General features: G+C 40.1%; 14 protein-coding genes and 9 tRNA genes. 21 read left to right on the top strand and 2 right to left on the bottom strand.

All coding sequences use genetic code 11. The annotated features are described in order from the left end of the window. The 14 genes from tolA to H5159_RS05630 form a co-directional block, all read left to right on the top strand. On the top strand, positions 1-489 hold a 489-nt coding region (gene tolA, locus H5159_RS05695; protein ID WP_182715258.1), incomplete at its 5' end, for a cell envelope integrity protein TolA. 9 nt (positions 490-498) lie between these two features. Next, a complete protein-coding gene (gene tolB / locus H5159_RS05690) occupies positions 499-1,857 on the top strand; it encodes a Tol-Pal system beta propeller repeat protein TolB (protein WP_138488837.1) in 1,359 nt (452 codons plus the stop codon). Between the two features lie 34 nt (positions 1,858-1,891). Next, positions 1,892-2,434, top strand: a complete 543-nt coding sequence (gene pal, locus H5159_RS05685; protein ID WP_002960636.1) for a peptidoglycan-associated lipoprotein Pal — start codon at positions 1,892-1,894, stop codon at positions 2,432-2,434. A gap of 13 nt (positions 2,435-2,447) precedes the next feature. Further along, positions 2,448-3,197 carry a tol-pal system protein YbgF gene (gene ybgF / locus H5159_RS05680; protein ID WP_033021320.1) on the top strand — a complete coding sequence of 250 codons (750 nt, stop codon included), beginning with the start codon at positions 2,448-2,450 and terminating at the stop codon, positions 3,195-3,197. Between the two features lie 226 nt (positions 3,198-3,423). Beyond that, positions 3,424-3,499: transfer RNA gene (locus H5159_RS05675), tRNA-Lys, on the top strand. Between the two features lie 70 nt (positions 3,500-3,569). Further along, positions 3,570-3,645: transfer RNA gene (locus H5159_RS05670), tRNA-Lys, on the top strand. Positions 3,646-3,729: 84 nt separating this feature from the next. Beyond that, a tRNA-Lys gene (locus H5159_RS05665) sits at positions 3,730-3,805 on the top strand. An 85-nt stretch (positions 3,806-3,890) separates the two neighbouring features. Beyond that, positions 3,891-3,966 (top strand) — tRNA-Lys (locus H5159_RS05660). Positions 3,967-4,049: 83 nt separating this feature from the next. Further along, positions 4,050-4,125: transfer RNA gene (locus H5159_RS05655), tRNA-Lys, on the top strand. A gap of 24 nt (positions 4,126-4,149) precedes the next feature. Then, positions 4,150-4,225 (top strand) — tRNA-Lys (locus H5159_RS05650). An 83-nt stretch (positions 4,226-4,308) separates the two neighbouring features. Continuing rightward, a tRNA-Lys gene (locus H5159_RS05645) sits at positions 4,309-4,384 on the top strand. Positions 4,385-4,447: 63 nt separating this feature from the next. After that, positions 4,448-4,523: transfer RNA gene (locus H5159_RS05640), tRNA-Lys, on the top strand. Positions 4,524-4,664: 141 nt separating this feature from the next. Beyond that, a complete protein-coding gene (gene nadA / locus H5159_RS05635; RefSeq protein WP_182779922.1) occupies positions 4,665-5,705 on the top strand; it encodes a quinolinate synthase NadA in 1,041 nt (346 codons plus the stop codon). 176 nt (positions 5,706-5,881) lie between these two features. Continuing rightward, positions 5,882-5,971: transfer RNA gene (locus H5159_RS05630), tRNA-Ser, on the top strand. 70 nt (positions 5,972-6,041) lie between these two features. Here the strand turns inward: H5159_RS05630 and H5159_RS05625 are convergent. After that, entirely contained in the window at positions 6,042-8,720 is a 2,679-nt protein-coding gene (locus H5159_RS05625; RefSeq protein ID WP_182779920.1) for a CHASE domain-containing protein, read from the bottom strand. 622 nt (positions 8,721-9,342) lie between these two features. Between H5159_RS05625 and H5159_RS05620 the strand changes: the two genes are divergently transcribed. Both H5159_RS05620 and H5159_RS05615 read left to right on the top strand, forming a co-directional pair. Beyond that, positions 9,343-10,668, top strand: coding sequence for an OprD family outer membrane porin (locus H5159_RS05620; RefSeq protein WP_182779918.1), 1,326 nt, complete (start codon positions 9,343-9,345; stop codon positions 10,666-10,668). A 106-nt stretch (positions 10,669-10,774) separates the two neighbouring features. After that, a complete protein-coding gene (locus tag H5159_RS05615) occupies positions 10,775-11,644 on the top strand; it encodes an alpha/beta fold hydrolase (protein WP_182779917.1) in 870 nt (289 codons plus the stop codon). A 66-nt stretch (positions 11,645-11,710) separates the two neighbouring features. On the opposite strand, the gene H5159_RS05610 is transcribed toward H5159_RS05615, so the two are convergent. Beyond that, the gene (locus H5159_RS05610; RefSeq protein WP_165723926.1) at positions 11,711-12,100 is read right to left on the bottom strand and encodes a DUF2750 domain-containing protein; all 390 of its coding nucleotides are present in this window, start codon (positions 12,098-12,100) and stop codon (positions 11,711-11,713) included. 224 nt (positions 12,101-12,324) lie between these two features. Between H5159_RS05610 and H5159_RS05605 the strand changes: the two genes are divergently transcribed. The 5 genes from H5159_RS05605 (at position 12,325) to recD (ending at position 25,012) form a co-directional block, all read left to right on the top strand. Continuing rightward, positions 12,325-13,368 (top strand): alkene reductase, encoded by a 1,044-nt coding sequence (locus H5159_RS05605; protein WP_182779915.1) that lies wholly within the window; start codon positions 12,325-12,327, stop codon positions 13,366-13,368. Positions 13,369-13,570: 202 nt separating this feature from the next. After that, positions 13,571-15,940 (top strand): TonB-dependent receptor domain-containing protein, encoded by a 2,370-nt coding sequence (locus tag H5159_RS05600; protein WP_182779912.1) that lies wholly within the window; start codon positions 13,571-13,573, stop codon positions 15,938-15,940. A 162-nt stretch (positions 15,941-16,102) separates the two neighbouring features. Beyond that, positions 16,103-19,402, top strand: a complete 3,300-nt coding sequence (recC, locus tag H5159_RS05595; RefSeq protein ID WP_182779911.1) for an exodeoxyribonuclease V subunit gamma — start codon at positions 16,103-16,105, stop codon at positions 19,400-19,402. Beyond that, positions 19,389-22,967 (top strand): exodeoxyribonuclease V subunit beta, encoded by a 3,579-nt coding sequence (gene recB, locus H5159_RS05590; protein ID WP_182779909.1) that lies wholly within the window; start codon positions 19,389-19,391, stop codon positions 22,965-22,967. Before recC ends, recB begins: the two co-directional genes overlap by 14 nt. Continuing rightward, positions 22,964-25,012, top strand: coding sequence for an exodeoxyribonuclease V subunit alpha (gene recD / locus H5159_RS05585; protein WP_182768916.1), 2,049 nt, complete (start codon positions 22,964-22,966; stop codon positions 25,010-25,012). Before recB ends, recD begins: the two co-directional genes overlap by 4 nt. Positions 25,013-25,068: the final 56 nt, after the last annotated feature.

Here is a 25,068-nt window from a genome sequence, read left to right as displayed (position 1 = left end):
GAAAACGCAGCAAAAGCAGCAGCTGACAAACGCAAAGCTGAAGAAGAAGCGCTTAAAAAAGCAGAAGCTGAGCGCAAAAAGCGTGAAGAGGAAGCAAAAGAGCGTGCTGCTGAGGCCGAACGTAAACGCCAGCAAGCAATGCAAGAGCAAATGTTACAAGAGCAACTTGCCAAAGAGCAGGCTGCCCGTAGTAAAATACGTCAGCAACAAGTGGTGAGCGAAGTTGATAAGTACCGTGCATTAATTATGGCGCGTATTCAGCAAAACTTACTGATTGATGAAAAAATGAAAAACCAACAGTGCCGAGTTAATATTCGTTTGGGCTTTAATGGTTTAGTAACGCAAGTTAAATCATTAGGTGGCGACAAGTTAGTATGTGAAGCTGCATTAAGAGCAGTGCGCATGGCTGACACATTACCGGTATCTAAAGATAAAGACGTATTCGAAAAACTTAAGAATATTAATTTAACAATCAAGCCAGAATTTTAAAGGAATGATATGTTCAACAAAATAAAAATAGCCTGTTTAGTTTTACTGTTTGGGTTTACGGGTGTTGCTAATGCAGCGCTTGAAATTGTAATAACAGAAGGTGTAGACGGTGCAAGGCCTATTGCCATTGTACCTTTTAAATACCAAGGTGTTGGTCCAATTCCTGAAAAGCTAAGTGGTGTTATTGCTGCCGATTTAATGCGCAGTGGTAAGTTTAAACCTGTTGATGTGGCGCAAATGCCGCAACAGCCAAGTAAAGATGGCGAAATTGATTATGCGTCTTGGGTTAATAAAGGTGTTGAAGCTGTTCTTGTTGGTGAGGTTGAACAACAAACTGATGGGCGTTATTTAGTTCGTTATGAGTTAGTTGATGTGATTCGCGGCCAAATTACCGGTGGCAATACGCAAATGATGAGTAACGGTAAGTTAGTTAAAAGCCAAGATCATATTTTAGAAGCGCGTGAAAGTGTTATTGGCGAGAGTGGTTTTCGCCGTTACTCTCATCGAATCAGTGATGTTATTTATGAAAAGCTAACGGGTGAAAAGGGCGCGTTTTTAACTAAAATTGCATATGTAATAGTACGTGATAACGAGCCTAAACCTTATCAGCTAGTCGTTGCTGATTACGATGGTTTTAACGAACAGGTGTTACTTCGTTCAAAAGAACCATTAATGTCGCCAGCATGGTCACCGAATGGTACTAAACTAGCGTATGTAACGTTTGAAAACCGTCAAAGCCAAATTTACATTCAAGATATATACACAGGTAAGCGTGAAATAATAGCAAGCTACCGTGGTATTAATGGTGCACCGCAGTTTTCGCCAGATGGTAAAAAGCTATTATTAGTGCTTTCTAAGGATAAGACGGGTGCGACAGAAGTTTACATGCTTGACCTTGCTACACGTAAAGAAACACGCTTAACAAATCATCGTAGCATAGATACTGAGCCATCTTGGTACCCTAATGGCCAAGATATTGTGTTTACATCTGAAAGGGGTGGTAATGCTCAGATTTATAAGTTAAATTTAAAAACAGGTAGGTCACAACGACTCACCTTTGATGGTGATATGAACCTTGCTGGTTCTATAACACCAGATGGAAAAGAATTAGTGATGGTTAACCGTACCAACGGGCAGTACCATCTTGCTAAGAAAGAGCTGGCTACAGGTGCGTTTCAAGTATTAACGAGAACACGCCTAGATGAATCACCGAGCATAGCGCCAAATGGTTCGATGATTATATACAGCACGCTCCATAATAATAAACAGGTACTTGCGCTAGTATCGATGGACGGCCGCTTTAAAGCACGGTTACCTGTGCTAGACGGACAAGTAAAGGCACCAGCTTGGTCGCCATACTTACAGTAATATTACTGGTTTACTCAAAATAGGAATCTACTCAATGCAACTTAACAAAATACTTAAAGGCCTGCTAATTGCTGTGCCAGTAATGACATTAGCCGCTTGTAGCTCATCTTCTGATATTGATGAAGGTGCTGCAAACCAATCAAATCAAGGCGTTGTTGAGCAATCAACTAACACTGATACAGTTGAAGTAGCTACAATCTCTCCTGAGCAACAAGCAGAAGAGCAACTTCGTCAAAAGTACGAAGCACTTCGTCAAGAGCAAGTAATTTACTTTGACTTTGATAAAGCGACTGTTGAAGGTAAGTACGCTGATTTACTTCGTGCACATGCTGAGTTTTTAGTTCAAAACCCATCAGTTAAAGTACTAATTGAAGGCCACGCAGATGAGCGCGGTACTCCAGAGTACAACATTGCACTAGGTGAGCACCGTGGCCAAGCAGTTGAAAAATACCTATTAAGCTTAGGTGTTTCAGCTAGCCAAATGTCAGTGGTAAGCTACGGTGAAGAGAAGCCAATGGTTAAATCTCGCACTGAATCAGCTTTCGCTAAAAACCGCCGTGCGGTACTAGTTTACTAAGATAAGAGATATTATGAAGCCGAAAATTATTTTGGCAGCCATGATATTGAGCGGGAGCACCCAGTTAATGGCTGCTCCCGCTCCTGTTTCAGAAGCTGCAAGTTCACAATCAAGTATTGAGAAGCGATTAGCGTCGCTTGAGAATATGATGCAGTCGCGTAACTTTTTACAAGTAGAGTTACAGCAACAACTTAACTTGTTACAAGACGAAGTAAGTCAAATTCGCGGTGTAACTGAAGAGCAAAGCTACAAACTTGAAAAAGTACTGCAGCGTCAGCGTGAGTTGTATCAAGAGATTGAAAACCGCGTGAGCCAGGCTTATACACAGCCAACAGCAGCTCCAGTAGTCGATCAGGCGCAGCCAAACGATGCACAGAGCTACAGCAGTGACTTATCTGAAAATGAAGCGTACGAGCGTGCTGTTGCGTTAATAATGAAAGATAAACGTTATGATCAAGCGATTCCTGAATTTCAAACGTTTTTGACTACCTATCCAAACTCTGTATATGCGTCTAACGCGCATTATTGGTTAGGGCAGTTGCTTACTATTAAAAATGATGGCGTAAAAGCGGTGGAGCATTTTAAAGTGGTTGTTAACGAATTTCCAAATTCTAATAAACGCCCTGATGCAATGCTAAAGTTAGGCACACTTTTACAAGATCAAGGTTCAGCGGCGCAAGCACAAAAAATATTGAGCGATCTTATCAATCAATACCCAAGTACTACCGCTGCAAAACTAGCAACTGATCGTTTGGGAAACTAAAGTTCACCAGCGATTAAATTTCTAGTTAAGGCGAGCAAACTACATGGAAACTCTCGAAGAATCTTGGATTTGCATGTAGTTTGAGCACAAACGGTTTAATTTTGTGCATCTAGACATAAAAACTTAAAAAAAGAGACAATTTCGGTTGCACTCATTTTATAAATAAGTATTATAAGCGCCCGCAGCAAACGAATGGTTACCCCACTCGAAATGCGACAAAAAGAGCGGGTTATTAGCTCAGTTGGTAGAGCAGTTGACTTTTAATCAATTGGTCGATGGTTCAAATCCATCATAACCCACCATTCTTTGAATGGTCTTTTATCGGCGGATTTACGTACAATACTAAGTTGTTATAAAACGCAACGTCAGAGCGGGTCATTAGCTCAGTTGGTAGAGCAGTTGACTTTTAATCAATTGGTCGATGGTTCAAATCCATCATGACCCACCATTCTTTATTCCTTGTGAATACGGTTTGGCATCAATCGGCGGATTTACGTAAGCTTTAACTTAGTAATAAGTTAGCAACTGGAATGGGTTATTAGCTCAGTTGGTAGAGCAGTTGACTTTTAATCAATTGGTCGATGGTTCAAATCCATCATAACCCACCATTCTTTATTCCTTGTGAATAATAATTGGTTCCAATCGGCGGATTTACGCAAAGTAGTAAGTTGCATTTAAACGCAACAATAGAGCGGGTCATTAGCTCAGTTGGTAGAGCAGTTGACTTTTAATCAATTGGTCGATGGTTCAAATCCATCATGACCCACCATTCTTTATTCCTTGTGAATACGGTTTGGAATCAATCGGCAGATTTACGTAAGCTTCATTCATAATTGAATAAGTGCATAGAGCGGGTTATTAGCTCAGTTGGTAGAGCAGTTGACTTTTAATCAATTGGTCGATGGTTCAAATCCATCATAACCCACCATTCTATGAAAAGTTATATAAGAGCGGGTCATTAGCTCAGTTGGTAGAGCAGTTGACTTTTAATCAATTGGTCGATGGTTCAAATCCATCATGACCCACCATTCTTTATTCCTTGTGAATAGGGTTTGGCATTAGTCGGCGGATATACGTAAGCTTCATTCTTAATTGAATAAGTGCATAGAGCGGGTTATTAGCTCAGTTGGTAGAGCAGTTGACTTTTAATCAATTGGTCGATGGTTCAAATCCATCATAACCCACCATTCTATGACAGTTTAATCGGCGGATTTACGCAAGCTTTTTACAAAGCAGATTTATATTAGAGCGGGTCATTAGCTCAGTTGGTAGAGCAGTTGACTTTTAATCAATTGGTCGATGGTTCAAATCCATCATGACCCACCACTCTCTAATACTTTCCTTTATATTCTTTTTTAATTTCCCACTTTATTTTTTATAAACAGCCTTACTAGTTCGCTGTTATTTGCTTTCATATTCTCGTATAATTCGCCCTAATTAATGCACTGTAGATAAGTGGTCGAGAACATGAGTCTAGCTCAAACTATTATGCCTGAAGGTTATATTTTTCCCCCTAAGCCAGCACCGTTAACACAAGACGAGCAAGGCGAATATAAAGCGCGTATAAAACAATTACTAAAAGATAAAAATGCAGTACTTGTTGCCCATTATTATACCGATCCTGAAATTCAAGCACTTGCTGAAGAAACCGGCGGCTGCGTTGCCGACTCGCTAGAAATGGCGCGTTTTGGCGCACGTCACGATGCAGATATGATTATTGTTGCGGGCGTAAAATTTATGGGCGAAACAGCCAAAATTTTAACGCCAAATAAAACGGTTGTTATGCCAACGCTTGAAGCAACATGTTCGTTAGATATTGGCTGCCCGATAGACGAGTTCTCTGCGTTTTGCGATCAGCACCCTGATCGTAAAGTAGTCGTATATGCAAACACCTCTACGGCTGTTAAAGCACGTGCAGATTGGATTGTAACTTCATCCTGTGCACTTGAAATAGTAGAGCACCTCGATGAGCAAGGCGAAAAAATCATTTGGGGCCCAGATAAGCACCTTGGTAGTTATATTCAAAAAAATACCGGTGCTGATATGCTTATGTGGAATGGCGCATGTATTGTACATGACGAGTTTAAAACAAAAGCACTCAAAGACATGAAAGCGCTACACCCAGATGCAGGCGTTTTAGTTCATCCTGAGTCACCAGCAGAAATAGTTGCTCTTGCCGATTCGGTTGGATCTACGAGCCAATTGATCAAAGCAGCGCAAACAATGGACAACAAAAAGTTTATTGTAGCAACTGATCGCGGCATCTTTTATAAGATGCAGCAACTATGTCCAGATAAAGAGTTTTTTGCGGCTCCTACGGCAGGTGAGGGCGCTTCATGTAAAAGTTGCGCACATTGCCCTTGGATGGCAATGAATGGCTTAAAAGCGATTGAAGAAGCCCTCATAAGTCCTAAAGGCAAAGAAGTATTCGTTGATATGAATTTACGCGAAGGCGCTCTTAAATCCTTAAATCGCATGCTTGAGTTTACTGCGAGCATGGCTAAGTAACTTTTAGAGTATAAATTAAAAACGGTTAAGTCTTAGATTTAGCCGTTTTTTTGTGCCTATAGGTAAGTGTTGCTTGATTAGTAAGCATTTAAAGGCCCAAATTAAAAAATGCCTTGCACCTTAAGGGTCTATTTCATACTATAGCGCGCTGTTGCATTACACAATTGCAGCACCGTGGAGGGATGGCTGAGTGGCTGAAGGCGCACGCCTGGAAAGTGTGTTTAGGTTTATCCCTAACGAGGGTTCGAATCCCTCTCCCTCCACCATTATTCTTAGAGCCCAGTTATTAATATCGAAAGGTAACAATAACTGGGTTTTTTAATGCCCTCAGAATGACTAATTATTTACTAAGCAAAGTGTCGATAACATGCCGACAAGTTCATGTTTTTCGATTGGTTTTGAAACGTAACCATCAAATAGCTGCCTGTATATTTCTTTTTGTTCTGTAAAAACATTAGCAGTTAATGCAATAACAATTTGTTCGCTATTAAGCGCCTTAATTTTTTTACATGCCTGAAGACCATCCATTTTTGGCATTTGAATGTCCATAAAAATAATGTCTGGTTTGTGTAACTCGTATAATGAAATCGCTTCTAAACCATTGTTGGCAATAATAATGGTGGCTTTAGTTGGTTCAAGCATCGCAGCTGCAACAAGCTGATTTATTTTATTATCTTCAGCTAATAAAATAATTTTTCCAGATAGGTCAGGAAGCTCAATATTTTTGGTTGTTAATGTGCTGTCATCCACCTGCGCTTGTTTTAATGGTAAGTAGACATAAAACTGACTCCCTGAACCTAACTGGCTTGTTACTTTAATTTCGCCATTCATAAGGCCTATTAATGATTTAGTGATGGGTAAGCCAAGGCCCGTACCACCATATTCACGCGTGGTTGATTGCTCAGCTTGTTCAAAGCGCTCAAACAATCGATCAATTGCTTGCTCAGAGATTCCAATTCCGGTGTCTGATATACAACAACATATTTTTTTTTCGTCGGTTAGCCTAAACGTTACTGTAACGCCACCTTGAGATGTAAACTTAATCGCGTTAGATATTAAGTTTAAAAATACCTGTCTGAGTCTAACTGGGTCGCCCACCCAATGCTTGTGCTCAATATCAATCACAAATTTAAGGTAAATGTTTTTATCTGTCGCTTGCACACCTAGGTCTGAATCTAAGTGATGAATAAGTTCAAAAAAATCAAAAGGCTTATTCTCTAATGAAAGCTTGCCGGCCTCTATTTTAGAAAAATCAAGAATATCGTTAATAATGGTGGTGAGTGCTCGAGTTGAATACAGTGATTTTTTTAAATACTCTTTTGATTTTTCATTAAGCGGTTGTTCTTGTAATAGTTGTAATGTGCCAAGTATACCGTTCATCGGGGTTCGTATTTCGTGGCTCATATTTGCTAAAAACTCAGACTTTGCTTGCGATGCTTGCTCAGCAAGTTCTTTTGAGTGACCAAGGGCTTGCTCGTGGTCAATTTGTTCTGTTAAATCGTAAGCAATACCTAAGTAGCCAACGGTGTCTCCTTCGTTATTTAACAGCGAAGTGACGCTTAAATTAACTTGTATTTGCTCGCCTGTAGAAGAAATATATGTCCATTGATTAATATCAGGCTCAGTTGCTGTTGCTTTTAGGATAAATACTTCAAAACCAGGGGGTACAGGTTTATTTAATTCAGCACTAAGTAGTTTAGCCTTTTTTATAATTTCTTCTTTTAAATGAAATATGCCAGGGTTTTTAATGCCAATAACATCTTGCGCTTTGTAGCCTAATAACTTTTCTGAGGCGGGATTAAATAGAGTGATTAAGCCGTTTGTGTCGGTCGCAATAATTGAATAACTAGCACTGTTTAAAATACTTTGTTGGAGCATGCTCATATCGGCTATTTCTTGCGTACGTTGTTTAACTTCGCTTTCTAGTTTTAAATTTGCTTGCTGCAATGCGAGTTTATTTTTTTTAGCCTGAAGTGTTTTTCTCTTAATTCTTTGGTTTCTTCTAAAAATAAACAATTGCATTAAAAAAACTACAAACATACAGCCAATAGTGGCGAAAGAGCCATTAACAATGGCTTGATACCGACTAGGGAGATGAAGGTTATAAATAAAGGCGTCTGAGGCATCAATGGTAATTTTCCACGTTCTACCCATTAATTTTATAATTTTAGTTAATTGATAATCGTTAGTTTTGCTTTTTATGCCATAACTAAAAAAATCAGTCTCAGTATTGTTATTGATATCACTTATCGTTAGTTGATTTTCATCAAGGTGTGAAAGTGAGTCTAAAATTTTATCAATTAACAACGGCGAATATGCCCAACCTAAAAGCTCATTAAGGCGCTGTTTTTTATTATCAGAAATAGTAATGGTTTTATATATTGGCACTAATATTAAAAAGCCTTGTTGTGAGAGTTTATTCGCTTGTACTAAAGTCAGTGGCGCCGTTAATTGGGTTGTATTATTTATGGCAGCATTTAGTGCTGCCTGTTTGCGCATGCTCTCAGATCCAATATCTAATCCAATTGCTTGTAAGTTTTTTTGCTCAGGAAAAATATATTGAATTATAAAATGCTCATCACTAGTCGCTACGAGTGTATTCAAATTAAATGTCTGATCGGGTCTATCGTTTTTTGCATCATTCAAAAATTTATTTAATTGCTCAACGCCAACTTTTTTTATATAGCCAATACCATTAGCTCCAGGGAATTCTTTAGCGTAGTTACGGCTCCCAGAGTAGTTAGTTATGGCTTGATAGTTTAAGTTATTTGCACCTATCCCATGTACAAAGCCCTTTAAACCAAATAGCCCATATTGATACAAATCGAGCCTACTGTTAATACCTGTAGAAAGCGATGATAGGCGGTTATCAAGCGCATTGTTTATTTTATTTTTTATGGCTTCTTGGTGTTTAATATGAGCAAAGTAGGTAAGTATAATGCCCGCAACTAATAAAATGACGTGAGGAAGCAGTGAGATTAATAACCCTTTATTAACCGGTCGTGCTTGAATCATTAATTAATCCTTTTTCATGAGTCGCAGTAAGTGTGTTTCTATTTTAATAACGTGATAAATATAGCACCTATTATTCAAGACACAACTTTGTTATTGATTGGAATGTATATATTTTATAGAGGTTTAGAGTAGGGGGAGTCTAAAAAGTTGATTTTAAGCCTCAAGATAAAACTAAAGTGCATATAAATATAATAATTTATAAATTCTGCATCACTTTATAGATACCAACAAAAGTAGTAGCAAAAGGTGCTGGTTTTTGTGCTTATTGATTTTTAGAAGAAATCAGCAGCTCATAACTTTACTTAGGTAAGTTTAAATCAAGTAAAATTAAATTAATATTATGATTTTTTTAAATAAAATTAGCGACTTAGATACGAGTGAGTAAGAGGTAATCTTTACCAGTTTTTACAATTCATCCGTAATAAAACAAACTCTTACTATTTTATAATATAAAAATTAAAACATTATAAATTTATATTGTTCTATATTTATTAGCATGAAAGAAAGGTAATTACTTGAAATCTAATTACCTTATGACATGTTTGCCGTGTAGGTCAAAAAGCATACACATCCCTATGTGCTGCACAGTAAAAACTTTAAAAACAAGGTAACGGAGATAACTATGGCTCACCGAGTATCTAAATTACTTGCGGCAACAGGCGCAGTATTAACATGCATTTCTATTCCTTCGTATGCTGCTGTTAATGGGCTGACAGAACAAGATGAATTTAATATAAAACTTAGATCAATTTATTTCGACCGTGACTACGATAACGACGCAAGTGACGATTCAACTTTTGCTCAAGGTATAGAGCTCAATTACACATCAGGTTATATAAATGATTTATTGAGTGTGGGTGTATCGACTTACACCGTAATGAATATTAACTCTACAGGTTCAGCCGCAGGTAATATTTTACCAGCAGGTAATGAGAGTGGCGGAGTAGACGATAGCTTTTCTAAATTTGGTCAATATTTTTTAGATTTTAAATTGGGCAAAAACGGTCACGTTAAAGTAGGTGGGCAAAAAACCAAAAGTATGCTTTTAAAAAGCTCAGGCAGCCGTGCTATTCCTAATACTTTTAGAGGCGTTTTTGGCGACTATAAAATCGGCAACACTAAATTATATGGTTACGTATACGACAAATGGAGCCGTCGACATGATGAAAGATGGGAAGACTTTTCTACCGACCAATCGGCACCTGGCGCCATTAGCGTAATTTGGGGCGTAGGTGCTACGCATAAAAAAGACGACATAACATTAGAGGCTGAATATTTAAATTCCCACAATTATCTAAATAAAATGGGATTAAAAATCAGTTACGACATTAAACTTGAGCAAAGTAAGTTAACCCTTTCAACTGGCATATTTACCTCACAAGATGATGGCGATTTATTTGTGACAGGCGCAGAGGGCGGTGATTTAGATGATGAGGATGCACCTGATGCTTTAACAGGTTTAACTAAAAGTGAAAACGATGGATTTGCCTATTACTTGGATGCTGATTGGAAAAAAGATATTTGGAGTGTAGGTGCGGCATTTACTAAGGTAAGTGATGCTTGGATTGAAGATAACTTTAGTGGCGATCATGGTACAAACCCATTTCCAACTCGCTCATTGATTGGTGCCGATTTAACAAATCAAAACGAGGCAACGTGGCAGGCACGTTTTGGCATTGATTTAAAAGCAGTATCGCCAGGTTTAACAACAAAGTTTTACTACACAAGCGGTAGCGATGCTGAAAACTCTGCGCTGGGTAAGTTAGCTGGCACAGCTGACGAAAAATATTGGGCTGTAGATACGCGCTATAAAGTTGAGAAAATAAAAGGCTTAAGTTTGCGCTGGTTATTTGTAGATTATACAACCGAAAAATCAGGCAGCGTTGATGGTGTTAAAGGCGACAGAGCCGACCACCGAGTTTATGTAGATTACACTATTAAATTTTAAAATAACGTTTAATAAGCCAATGCAAATTTATACATTGGTTTTATTTCCTTTATTAATTATCACTATGATAAAACTAACAAATAGATAATAAAAATAAAGCTAATATATGTTTTCTCTTCAACAGTGGCAATCGCAGGGCCAATTCACTCATATTTCTGGCCATCAAATATTTACAAAAATAGCTGGTGATATAACTAAGCCTGCGCTGCTTTTAATACATGGCTTTCCAAGTGCTAGCTGGGATTGGGGAGGTATGTGGCAAACCCTTAGTGAACATTATTTTGTAATTACGCTCGATATGCTAGGTTTTGGTTTGTCAGATAAACCAATAAACGCTACTTATAAAATTACCGAACAAGCCGACTTATATACCCAATTTTTAAAAACGTTAAATATTAATGACGTACATATTTTAGCTCATGACTATGGCGATACAGTGGCTCAAGAGTTATTAGCAAGGCAAGTGGTTAGCCAAAGTGACTTTAAAATAAACAGCGTGTGTTTTTTAAATGGTGGGTTATTTCCTGAGGTGCATAAACCATTATTTATACAAAAGCTTTTACTTTCAAAGCTAGGTTGGATAGTGCCAAAATTAATGAATAAACAAAAATTTGCCAATAATTTAGTTACTATTTTTAGTAAAAGTACACCGCCCTCAAAACAAGTGGTAGACACACTTTGGGAGTTGCTAATTTATAAAGATGGTTTAGCCGTTATGCCTAAACTCATTAGCTATATAAAGCAGAGGCAGCAAAACCGAGAACGCTGGGTTGGTGCCATCATAAATAGCAATATACCACTTACGTTTATAGCAGGCGCAGAAGATCCTATCTCTGGTAAGCACATGATTGAACATTATAAAAAGCTTATTCCGAATGCGCGCGTACAAGAGTTTGTAGAGCTTGGGCATTATCCGCAAGTAGAAAATCCAGATGCTATTACGCAGGCTTATTTGGATTTTAGAAATTGCCAATAAAAACGCGGCACTAAATTAAGTGCCGCGTTTATAAATTAATAACTCTGAGTATTTAGGCTTTGAACCTTAATATTTTTTCTTCGGTGCTTTTAATTGTTTTTCAAACTCGTCTGAAAACAATATCGTGCCGTCGTCTTCCTCTGTAGGGAAGGCTGCAATAAGTAGGTCATCTTCTTCAAGGCCTGGTGTCCAGCGACTAAACCAGTCAGCAAGTGGAATTGCTTTAGCGCTGCAGCCAGCCCATTCGCCAGTTGCCCATGCTTCTGCAAATTCGCGAGTTGGCCAAACTGGCACACAGTCGTCATCTTCGTTGGCAAGCATAACGCAGCCATCATTGTCGTTTAAAATCCATACTTGTTTAAATTGTTGTACGGTTTCGAACATATAGGCTAGGCGTTTTTTTGCCCCAAGCCCTAAAATTACTGCTTGTTCTTCGCTTAAATTTGGCGTTGTCATAATTAGCTCACTCTTAATTACTATATCTCAATTATATGCACACAAGTATATCGAGTTATATGACAGAGTGTTGAAAAGTTGCTATTTAATTTCAGCAATGCAGATCTAATTTGTATATTGAGCAGTATAAGTCACAACTAATTTGAGCGATCATTCAAAATAAGCTTGAATGTTTGTAAAAAGGCCATATTGTAGTAAGCATATACTTAATGAAGGATTGAAAAATGACTACTGATTTACTTGCTCCGTTTAAACTAAATAATACGATTGAGCTTAAAAACCGCGTACTTATGGCGCCATTAACGCGTTGTATGGCTGACGATAACTTAGTGCCAACACAAGATATGGTTGAATATTATGCTCGCCGTGCCGAAACCGGTTTAATTATTAGCGAAGCAACTATTATTCGTCCAGATGCGCAAGGTTACCCAAATACACCGGGTTTATTTACCAGTGAGCAAATTCAAGGTTGGAAAAAAGTAACAGACGCAGTGCACGCTAATGGCGGCAAAATGTTTGCACAGCTTTGGCATGTTGGCCGTGTTGCACATCCTCACTTTTTTGATGGCGATGTACTGGCACCATCGGCAATTGGCGTTGAAGGCTCTGTACCTCGTATGCGTGAGCTTACTTACATTACGCCAAAAGCAGCCACAACCGATGATATTAAAGGTCTAGTAGCTGATTACGCAAAAGCGGCAGAAAATGCGATTGAAGCGGGTTTTGACGGGGTAGAAATTCACGGTGCTAACGGGTATTTGATTGACCAGTTTTTACATTACGCTGCAAATACACGCAGCGACGAATACGGTCAAATGCCTGAAAATATGTCGCGTTTTGCACTAGAAGTAACCGATGCAGTTATCGCCGCTGTAGGTAATGAGCGTACTGCTTTACGTGTTACACCGGGTGCTTATTTTAATATGAGCGAAGATAACCGTGATAAAGCGGTATTTGATTACTTATTACCAGAGCTTGAGAAGAGAGATTTAGCATACTTACACGGCGGTATTTTTGACGACAGTACAGCGTTTGAGTCGCTTGAAGGTAAAACGACGTCTGAATTTTTACGTGCAGGCTACAAAGGTACATTAGTAGGCGTAGGCAGCTATACTTTTGAGTCAGCAAAAGAAGCAATTAACGATGCTAAGTTTGATTTAATCGCTATTGGTCGCCCACTTATCGCAAACCCAGATTACATTAGCAAAATTGCAAACGGTGAAGAGTTAGTACCTTACAGCGATGAAATGCTAGCTGAATTAAAATAAATTACTATTTGTAATGAGTTCTAGAAAATAATTAAGGCACCCAAAGCTAAACCTTTGGGTGTCTTTTTTTGTACATATTCTCGCCATAAATCTTCCATATTTGTTTAACCTTTATGTAAATAAAGTTCATCCTCGTTGTCATGTTTAAAATCCATACTGTGCTCGTTTTCATATTACATAATTAAAACTAAACGGGACAACAATGTACGCTTTAAAAAACAAATCGCTATTGAGCATGGCTATTGCCATGGCGGTATCAACATCTACTTATGCTAACGACAACACCATAGAAGAAGTAACCGTTGTAGCTAAACCAACGAGCTACGCTAACAATGTTATTGAGCCTGCAATGCTTGAGCAGCAAAGTTCGGTATCGAGCATATTATCGGTTATTGATAACTTACCAGGTATTAGCATAAACGAAGGTGATGCATTTGGTGGCGACGATTGGTCTACTACAATCACTATGCGTGGTTTTAGTATTGATGGAAACCAACAACAATTAGGTATGACCGTTGATGGCATTCCCAATGGTGGCTCTAATTACGGCGGTGGTGCTAAAGCTAACCGTTACTTGGAGAGTGAAAATTTAGCAACGGTAGAAGTAGGTCAAGGTACCTCTGATATTAAGTCGGCTTCACTTGAAGCACTAGGCGGGACATTTAACTTTGTAAGTAAAGACCCAAGCCTTGAAAAAGGCACTACCTTTGCTTATACATCAGGCAGCCACGATGCCACGCGTTATTATATTAAACACGAAACAGGCACTGTTTTTAATAACACACAAGCGTACGTAAGTTACTCGCAAACAGATACAAGCCGCTGGATTGGTTCAGGCAGTAATGGGGGCAAAGACAACCAACACGCTGAGCTTAAGTTTGTATCTAATTTTGACGATTTAACACTTACTGGTCGTTTATCTTACGATGATGTAAGCGAGACAAACTATAACAGCGTAAGCCTTGAGCAGTTTGAACAAACTCCAGACTGGGATCAGCTAACATGGAATTGGACGGGAGTTCCGCACTTTGACCAAATGTTTGCAGAAGGTTGGGGAACGCTTCGTGAAAATACCTTAGGCTATTTAAAATTTGAATACGCTATTTCACCAACTTCATTATTAACTGTGAGCCCTTATTATCATAAAAATTCAGGTCGCGGCGATTGGATCCCACCTTATTTAACAACACCTGTTGATGAAAATGGTGACCCAACAACCGAGGGTGGCACTAATGCAGGCTCTTATGGTTTTGCTGATAGTGAAGGCAACCCGCTTGCACCCAATGCCGATTGTACGCAAAGTTTGAGCTGGCCATGGGAGTCGGGTCCTGGTTTAAATCCTGCGTGTTACGATGCAACAGCAACGCCGGTTATGTCTTACCGCCATACGCATTACAACAAAGATCGTTTAGGTGTAACGGCAAATTACCAAGCTACATTTGGTGATCACGATATCGAAGCGGGCTTTTGGTATGAGCAAAGCGAGCGTGACGAGTCGCGTGATTGGCACAAAGTAATTGACGCGCGTATTTATCATCACTTTGATAGCACGCCTTACTGGACACAATACAAAAACACTTTTGATACCGATACATTCAAATGGTACTTACAAGACTCGATTAATTTTGGTGACTTAACATTAAATATTGGTGCAAAACAGTATTTAGTTGAATTACAAAAGTATGACCACTTTGCTAACGAAAGATCAGATAAAGTAGATAGCGACTCAGACGTGTTATTTAGCGGTGGCGTATTGTATCAACTAAATAACAGCACAGAATTATTTGCTAGTTACAGCGAGAATTTTTCAGCAATAAAAGACGGTGTGCTTGAGCGAGATAGCTCAACACTTACAAACATAGAGCCAGAAACTGCCGACAACATCGACTTTGGTGTACGTTACCAAGCCGACAGATTAACCCTTACAGCAACGGCTTACAGTGTTAAGTTTGATAACCGCATTACCTTTATTGCCCCTGGTAGTGGCACAGACGGCATTGATTACACCATTGGTACAAATGGCTCGTACGTAAATGTAGGGGGTATTGACTCAAATGGGCTTGAGCTTGCAGCAAGCTATATGTTAACACCAAGCTGGAGCGTGTACTCGTCGTATACTAATAGCAGTTCTGAGTATTCATCCGATGATCCAAATGCATACGATTCACAGGGTGTAATATTAAGAGATGAAAGTGGTAATGAGGTAGCACCGAGCTTTAGAAAAGGCGACAGCATAATAGATTCATCAGAAGATTTATTTGTGGTATCTACCGATTACTTTAGCGATGGCTTTCGTGTTGGTTTATCGGCTAAATACACTGGTGAGCGCTTAGGTGCATGGCAAGACGAAGACACTCGCACGCGTAATAAAGTAGACGGCTACACCGTACTTGATTTTAATGCAGGTTATTCAACTGACGTAGATGCAGGTCCGTTTAAAGCCATTGACGTATCGTTTGTTGTTTATAACGTTACTGACAAAAGCTACTTAGCAGGTGGTACTGGTAACGGCGCTACTTATTACATTGGCGCGCCACGCACCGCAGCAGTTACATTTACCGCTGACTTTTAATTAAGTTTTAGTAATTGAATTAAAATAAAGCCCATCACTGATGGGCTTTTTGACTGTTTAATGACTAACGTATTGATTTATTAGAACCAAATTCAGTGAATAGCTACCCCTAATATTGAAAATATCTTACACTGGTTTTATCTCAAGCAAGGCCAGTGTTATATGCTAAATATTATTCAATCAAACCGGATGGAAGCCCTGCAAGCGCAGTTCCACCAGCTGTTAAAAATAAACCCATTGCAAAGCCCGTTCGACAAAGAAGTGGTGCTAGTGCAATCGCCGGGTATGTCGCAGTGGTTAAAAATAGGTTTGAGCGAAAACTTAGGGGTCGCAGCGCAGGTAGATTTTCCGCTGCCGTCGAGCTTTATTTGGCAGTTGTATCAGCAATTACTGCCAAATGTCCCTAAAGAGTCGGCATTTAATAAGCCCAACCTTGCTTGGAAACTGTTTGCAATTTTACCAACCTGCATTGATGAACCGCTTTATTTGCCGCTAAAAACCTATTTAGAGGGCGATATTGACGGGCAAAAAACCTTTGCGCTATGCGAAAAAATAGCCGATGTGTACGACCAATATTTAATGTACCGACCGCACTGGATAGCCACATGGGATAGCGGCAAAGATGAGCTTGATGACGTAGATGTAGCCATTGCCCCATGGCAACCTGATTTATGGCGACGCATTGTAAAGCTAAGCCAAGAACTTGGGCAAAGCCAATTTCATCGCGCTAACATGCAAGGGCAATTACTTGCAGCACTTGAGACCATGGACAATAGCTTACTGCCACAACGCATTAGTTTATTTGGTATATCGGCGATTGCCAGCTCCCAGCTTGAGGTGTTTGAAGCACTGAGTAAAAAAACAGAGGTTATATTATTCTTTTTTAACCCAAGTGAGCACTACTGGGGCGATATCATAGATGAAAAAACAGCAGCTAAAATAAGCGCTAAATACGCCAAAATGCCGCTGGTGGAAGCGCAACAAAAAAAACAAACCAATCCAGATGAAGAATACTACTTTATTGGTAATCCGTTGTTATCGTCGTGGGGTAAATTAGGCCGCGACTATTTTGAACAACTTGTACAGTTAGATGCCCGTTGGATTGATGGTTTTATTGATGTGTTTGACGACACCTTACTAGGGCAAGTACAAAGCGAGATTTATCAGCTTGCGTTTAAAGGCGAATCGCTGACCGATAACAAAGAGTGGTTTATAAACGACGAAGGTAAGTTACCAATCAGCGCAACCGACACCAGTATTACGCTCAGCGATTGCCATACACCGCTCAGAGAAGTTGAGCGCTTGCACGACTACTTACTTAACTTATTTAATCAAAACCCAACGCTTACTCCCAAAGACATAATTGTCATGATGCCCGATGTAGGCACTTACAGCCCTTATATTGAAGCTGTATTTGGCGGGGCGCAAGGCAGCCGTTTTATTCCGTACGCATTAGCCGATTTAGCCATAGAGGAAGAAAAGCCCGTGCTTAGTTCATTTGCGAGTTTAGCTAACTTACCGTTTTCGCGCTTTGGTGTGTCGGATATTCTCGATTTATTACAAGTGACGCAAATAGCCGAAAAGTTTGGGCTTGAAGCGCACGAATACGAGCAAATTCAATATTGGCTTGAACGTGTAGGGGTAAAATGGGGTATAAACGCAGCGCATAAAAGCAGCTTTGATTTACCCGCTATCGATTTAAATACCTGGCAACATGGGCTCAACCGTTTACTGCTTGGTATAGCCATGCGCGACGAACAATGCCCGTTTAACGGTATTTACAGCGCTGATGAAGTAGAAGGCATGGCGCTTGATACGCTCAACAAGCTCGTGCATTTTATTGATGTACTGCAAAGCTTTAAAGAGCAGCTAACGCCCGATGATACGCTCACTAATAAAGCGCATATTTTAAGCGAGCTATTAAACGCCATATACGAAAGTGAAAGCGACGACAGCTGGGATTTATTAGTACTTCAAAACGTGCTCGAAGAGTTACAAAAACACCACGACAACGGCGATTACAGTAAAGCAGTTTCGCAGCGTATTGTTAGTTATTTAATTAAACAAGGCATTCAAGAAAAAGGCGTAGGGCAGCGATTTTTGGTCGGGCAAGTAAACTTTTGTACGCTTATGCCCATGCGCGCCGTACCATTTAAAGTGGTATGCATGCTGGGCTTAAACGATGCCGACTACCCGCGTAACGTACAACCCATTGGTTTTGACTTAGTGCCTTATTCTAAAAAGCAAAAAGGTGACCGATCACGTAAATTAGATGACCGCTACTTATTTTTAGAAGCGCTACTGAGTGCCCGCGACAACCTATACATGAGTTACATTGGTCGCTCGTGTTTTGATAACCAACCGCGCATGCCATCAACCCTTGTAAGCGAGCTGTTAGAATATATTGGGCGCAGCTTTGTATTAAACGATAAAAGCGAAAAAACGCTGCCCGCATGTTTAATCAATCAGCAGCATTTACAGCCCTTTAATAGCCATTATTATTTAGCCGATGAGCAAGCCAATACTGTGCTGAGTAACCACAGTTACAACCCAATTTGGCTGCCAAGTGAGTCAATTAAACCAGAGCCAGTTATTGCACTTGATGTGACTGTGCCAGATCAGCTAGATCTCGATGTGTTTATTAGAAGTGTGTGCAGCGCACAAGAGAGCTTTTATCAACAAACATTAGGTTTACGCCTGCCACAATTTAACGAAGTGGCAAAAGACGAAGAGCCATTTAGTTTAGATGCGCTGCGCCGTTATTTTTACCTTGATGAAATACTTAAAGCCAACATAAACGAGCAACCACTGAGTACCGAGCAAATACTGCAGCGAGGTGAGTTACCTCAAGCCAATGTAGGCAGCCTCATATTTGAGAGTATGGAGCACCGAGTTGACGCGCTTGCAGGGCAAGTAAAAGAGCAGATTAAAGGCGGAAAAAGTGAGCCGATAGAAGTTTTGCTTACCATTGAAGGCACCAAAATAGAGGGCTGGCTCAATCATGTGTATTTGCAAAAACAAGTGTTTTACCGCAGTGCGAGTATTAAAGCGAAAGATTTAATTAAAGGCTTTATTTATCACCTCGCAGCGCAAAGTATGGATCAACAAGTAGAAACATTGTTACTTGGGCTCGATAAGCAAATTACCTTTGCGCCAATTAATAAAGCTGATGCCGATGCATTGTTACTTGATTGGTTTGAGTTATACAAAGCGCTGCGCGCGGAGCCTGTGCCGTTCTTTCCGGTAAGTGGTTATGAATACGTTAAAAGCGGCGGCGATATAACAAAAGCAATGAGCAAATTTAGCCCGCAATACATAGGGCGAGGCGAGGGCGAAAATCCGTATATTCGCTTAACGGTGCAATCGCTAAACGACTGCCAAGAAGAATTTATAAAATGGAGTGATAAATTGCTCACGCCTTTATTTGAACACGCAAAGGAGAGTGACCATGCAAGCGCTTAATCCTCTTACTATGCCGCTCATTGGTCAAAGCTTAATAGAAGCCAGTGCGGGTACTGGTAAAACTTATACAATTACGGGGCTGTATTTACGTTACTTACTAGGTATGCAAATAGAGGGTGAGTTAAATACGCCGCTCAGTGTTGAGCAAATTTTGGTAGTAACCTTTACCGACGCCGCCACACAAGAAATTAAAGACCGCGTGCGCAGCCGAATTATTGCTGCGCGCGATGCACTACTTGGGCAAGACCCAAACGACGAACTCATTGAAGGCGTAATTGCCAAAATTGATGATAAACACCGCGCCTTTGATTTACTCGATGCAGCTGCTAAATCAATGGACGAAGCCGCTATTTTTACTATTCATGGCTTTTGTCAGCGGATGCTAAAACAACATGCGTTTGAGTCGGGAGTGGCGTTTAATCTCGAATTTATTTTAGATGAGCGCGACATACTGCTCGAAACCATTAAAGATTTTTGGCGTGCGTTTGTATACCCACTTAATAAAGAAGGCACCGATGCTATTTTAGATGTATTTGCCGCACCCGAGGCTTTATTCGCTCAAGTGGCGAGCATTTTAAACAAAGCTAATGCGCACATTACGCCACAAATAAATTTAGACGATGTGTGGAAAGCCCGTGACGAGTACATAACCCGTGTGCCTGCATTTAAAAAAGCGGTGTTAGAGCAAGAGTTTATCGGTGCTATTAAAAGCTCGGGTTTAAGCGGGTCTAAAACGCCAGCACGAAAAGGTAGCCTTGGTGCGCTTGAAGCATTTTGTTTAGGCGGCGATTTGTTTTTTGAATTTGGCACTAGCAAGTATTCGTTTGAAGTGTGGAGTACAGAAAACTTAAGCGATGTGAGCAATTATAAAAAAAATCAGCCATTATTTGTGCATCCATTACTGAGTCAGTTTGACGAGCTTGCCGCCCTTAACAACACCATAAACCAAGGGCTCAAAATAGCGGTTGTACAACATGCAGCACGCTGGGTAAAAGCCGCAATAGTTAAGCGTAAACAAGAGCAAAGCGTTATCACCCCAGATGACTTACTTACCAATTTACATAGTGCGCTTAATAACGAGCAAGGCGACGTACTAGCGCAAAAAATTGCGCAGTTGTTCCCGGTTGCCATGATTGATGAATTCCAAGATACCGATCCGATTCAGTACGGTATTTTTAGTAAAATTTATGGGCAACAAAATACCACGCTTGCCATGATAGGCGACCCCAAGCAGGCTATTTATGGCTTTAGGGGCGCAGATATTTTTACGTACATTGGCGCAAAAGAAGCTGTACAGACTGATCAGCAATTTACGCTGGGTACTAACTTTCGCTCAAGCACTGATATAGTAAATAGCGTTAATAGTTTATTTGGCAAACACGCTAACAGCTTTATTTATAACGACGCTATACCGTTTAACGCAGTAGCTGCTAAAGGTAAAAAAGCGGAAGACTCTTTTTTAATTGATGGCAAACCCGCGACCGCATTCGAATTTAATGTATTTGTGGATGAAGCCGCCGATGAAAAAAACAAACCAACCAACAAAGGTGTAGGGCAAGCACATTTAGCCACTCACTTTGCTAATAAAATAGTGACCCTGCTTGAAAAAGCAAAACAAGGGGATGCGTGTATTGGCAGTACCCCTGTCAGCGCTGCCGATATTTGTATATTAGTGCGCGACCGTGTTGAAGCGCAAATAATGAAAAAAGCGCTAGGTGATGCCAAAATTTCCAGCGTGTATTTATCGCGCGAGAGCGTTTTTAGCCAAGAGCTTAGCCATCACCTACTTAACTTTTTAACAGCGCTGCATGGACAATATGATGAGTCATTGCTGCGCGGTGTTTTAGCTGGTCCGCTATTTTGTTTAAGTTATAACGAAATACATGCACTCGCTGATGATGAAAATCAATGGCAAGACTACTTAAACTTTTTTGCACAACTTAGCCACATTTGGAACAAGCAAGGCGCTATGGCCATGCTTGAGCGCTTAATGAGCCATAACCAGCTTAGCGCTAAATGGCAAGGGTTAGGATATAACGTTGAGCGTTGGCTGACGGACTTTAGGCACTTGGGCGAAATACTTCAGCAAAAACAAATAGAGCTTGAAGGCACGCTGCGTTTACTGCGATGGTTTGCACAAAAGGTAAGCAAACAAGACGGTGAAACAGTACAGGTACGCCTAGAAAGTGACGCCAACTTAGTTAAAATTGTCACTATGCATGCCTCAAAGGGGCTTGAATACCCTTTGGTATTTATGCCGTTTGCCAGTGGCTATCGCGAAACAAAAGAAGCGCTTTATCATAATAATGGCAAGCTAGTTTACGATTTAAGTAAAGACGAAGATGCCCTTCAAAAAGCAGAACAAGAACGCCTAGCTGAAGATTTACGCCTGCTTTATGTAGCACTTACTCGCGCCGTACATTTTTGTGCGCTTGGTGTTTATAACATAGGGCAAGGACAAAGTAGCCGCTTGGCTATGCAAAGTAGTGCACTTGGGCATGTTTTATTTGCAGGGCTTGAACTTGCCAGTAGCCAAACATGGCGCACGCATTTAAGTGAGTTTTGCGACGCTAACAGCGCGATGAGCTATCAGCAATTTACCCCACAAACATTATTAGAGCAGGGAACACTTTGTTTTAATAACAGTGAAAGTGCGCAGCAAACGTTAAGTGTTAATAAAGTAACAGCAAATATTGAACGTAACTGGCGAGCAACCAGCTTTAGTGCGTTGAGCTTTAAAAAGCACAGCGACCAATTAGCCCCAGGGCGAAGTGATGAAGATCACGAAAAAGACGAGTTTGCAGTGCAAGAGGACGAACTACCATCACCTTATAGTTTTCCTAAAGGGGCAAAGCCTGGTAGCTGTTTACACGAAATATTTGAACAAATAGATTTTACTAGCCCAATAGTTCACCCAACTAATACCGAGCAAAACTTATCTGAAGTAGTTAAGCGCAGCCTTGAAAAGTACCACATAGGTGATCAATGGCGAGAAGTGGCTGAAAAGTGGGTACTTGATGTTCTTGCGTGCCCCCTAGATAACAGTTCTTTAGAAAAAAGCCTTCTTTCATTGGGTGTGCTTACACCCAAAGATTGCCTAGTCGAAATGGAATTTAATTTACCTCTTGAGAGCTTAAGTGCACCAAAGCTAAACGAAATGCTGGTTAAACATTTTGGTTTTACACAAAGTAAGCTTGAATTTTCGCACGTAAAGGGTTTGTTAAAAGGCTTTGTCGATTTAATATTTTGCTACCAAGGCAAATATTATATTTTAGATTATAAGTCTAATTATTTAGGTAGCACGCCAGCTGATTACGAGAGCGATATGCTTGAGCAAGCGATGAGCAGTCATCAGTATCATTTACAGTATTTAATCTACACGGTAGCGCTGCATCGTTTATTAAAACAACGTATAGCTGATTACTCAATAGAAACTCATTTAGGCGGCGTGTATTACACGTTTTTACGTGGGATGCCGGCAGGGCAAGGCGTGTACTTTAAAAAGCTAACTGAAGAACAAGTGATTATTTTAGATGGCTTATTTAGCCAAGGAGCCATGCTATGAGCGATTTAAATGAGCAACCTGGCTTGTTTGACGATATAGACGAGACACTTAATAATGAAGCCGTAGAGCCTCTTACTTCAAAAAATGTAGCACAAGATGTCCCATTAGAGGACATTGTGTTAAATAATACTATTATCGAAGTCCCGTTACTTGAGTATTTATTAGCACAAAACCGACTACGTGTGGTTGATGTTAAACTCGCAGAATTACTGTGTGCTAATGACATTGAGCAAACACATAATGAGCTGTTTTATATTATTTTATTACTGTGCTTATCGCAGCAAAGCCAGCATAGCTGCCTAACTTTAAATGAGGTTGACTGGAGCAATCCTTTTAACTTGCGCAAAAGCGACTTTAATAAACTAGATGGCAATGTACCCAGTACGCTAAGCCCGTTTAGTGATGACTTTAATGTACATACAGCGCTCAGTTATTTACAAAACCATGAAAGCGTGGGCGAAAATAAACCACTGCAACTGTTTAAAGAGCGACTTTATTTTGCGCGCCTTGCCGGTTATGAGCAAACACTCGCAGATAGACTATTAAGCATGAGCGAGCGAAAGCTCAATATTAATAATAAAATATTGGCAGAACTTTTAAATACCTATTTTCCTGCTGATTCTGCAATTGAAACTGATTGGCAAAAAGTGGCGTGTGCGATTGCTGCCACCAAAGGCTTTAGCGTGATCACGGGTGGTCCAGGTACCGGTAAAACTACCACAGTGACTAAGTTGTTGGCTATTTTGCAGTCACTTTATAAAACCGCGCCGCTTAGCATTAAGCTGGTGGCCCCTACAGGTAAAGCCGCTGCACGTTTAAGTGAGTCTATTTTAGGCGCTAAAAATAAGCTCACAACGATTCCTGATGATATAAAAACGCTGATACCGCAAAACGCTCAAACTATTCATCGCTTATTAGGCGTAAAACCGTTTACTAATAAATTCAGACATAACAAAAGCAATCCACTGCATTTAGATGTGCTGATTATTGACGAAGCCAGTATGGTCGATTTATCGCTGATGGCTAAATTAATAGAAGCACTGCCTGCGCATGCGAGATTAATACTCCTAGGTGACAAAGACCAGCTTGCCTCGGTAGATACTGGCAGCGTAATGAGCGATTTATGCCAAGGTTTAACACTTGGGCAAACGCCACGCTACTCGCAAGCACGTTGTGATGAGCTAAATAGCTTATGTTTTAATAATGAGCCTAAGCTCGTAGCGCAAAGCGTGAGTGAATTTAAACTCGCAGATTGCGTTGCCTTTTTACAGCACAGTTATCGATTTGATGCACAAAGCGGCATTGGTCAACTCGCACTTGCGGTAAACACAAATAACACCGGTATTTTAAATTACGTTGAGCAAGAAAGTACCGAAGGGCGTTTTAACGATGTAATTTTAGATTACGACTTTGTAGCGAAACCAATTGAAAAGCTTGTTAAAAGTGCAGCAAGTCATTATGCAAAATACCTTAACTTAATTGCCCAAGGTGCAGATGTTGCACAGGTGCATGCTGCTTTTGCTAGTTATCAGCTTTTAGCTGCGGTACGAGAGGGCGATTACGGTGTGCATAGCTTAAATCAGCGAATAGAGCGCGTATTGCAACAGCAAGGTTTAATAACAGTTAGCCCTAATACTCATCATTATACAGGCATGCCCATTATGGTGAGCCAAAACGATTACCAGCTTAAGTTATTTAACGGCGATATTGGTATTTTAATGCCCGATGAAAGCAATCAGCTCAAAGCCATATTTATTGACGAGCAAGGTAATCAACGAGCATTTTCGCCAGCACGACTCCCTGCACACGATAAAGTATACGTAATGACTATTCATAAATCACAAGGTTCAGAGTTTAGTTACACCGCTATGGTACTGCCACCGCTAAAACAAGCGCGCATGGGTATTAACAGGCAATTAGTGTATACGGGAATAACCCGCGCTAAAAATAAGTTTGAGCTGGTGGCTGACAAAAAAGTACTGCAACTTGCAATGAATAAAAGCGTATCAAGAGCATCAGGTTTATATGAAAGGTTACAATTTTAAGCTTAGTTTGAATTTTGATTAATAATTTAGCTTCAAACTGCTTGTTATTTATCGCC

Origin of the sequence: Pseudoalteromonas sp. SG43-1 (assembly GCF_014164415.1) — a bacterium.
Lineage (GTDB): Bacteria > Pseudomonadota > Gammaproteobacteria > Enterobacterales > Alteromonadaceae > Pseudoalteromonas > Pseudoalteromonas distincta.
The sequence above is the reverse complement of the archived record's forward strand: the minus strand, read 5'-3'. Positions and strand labels throughout refer to the sequence as shown.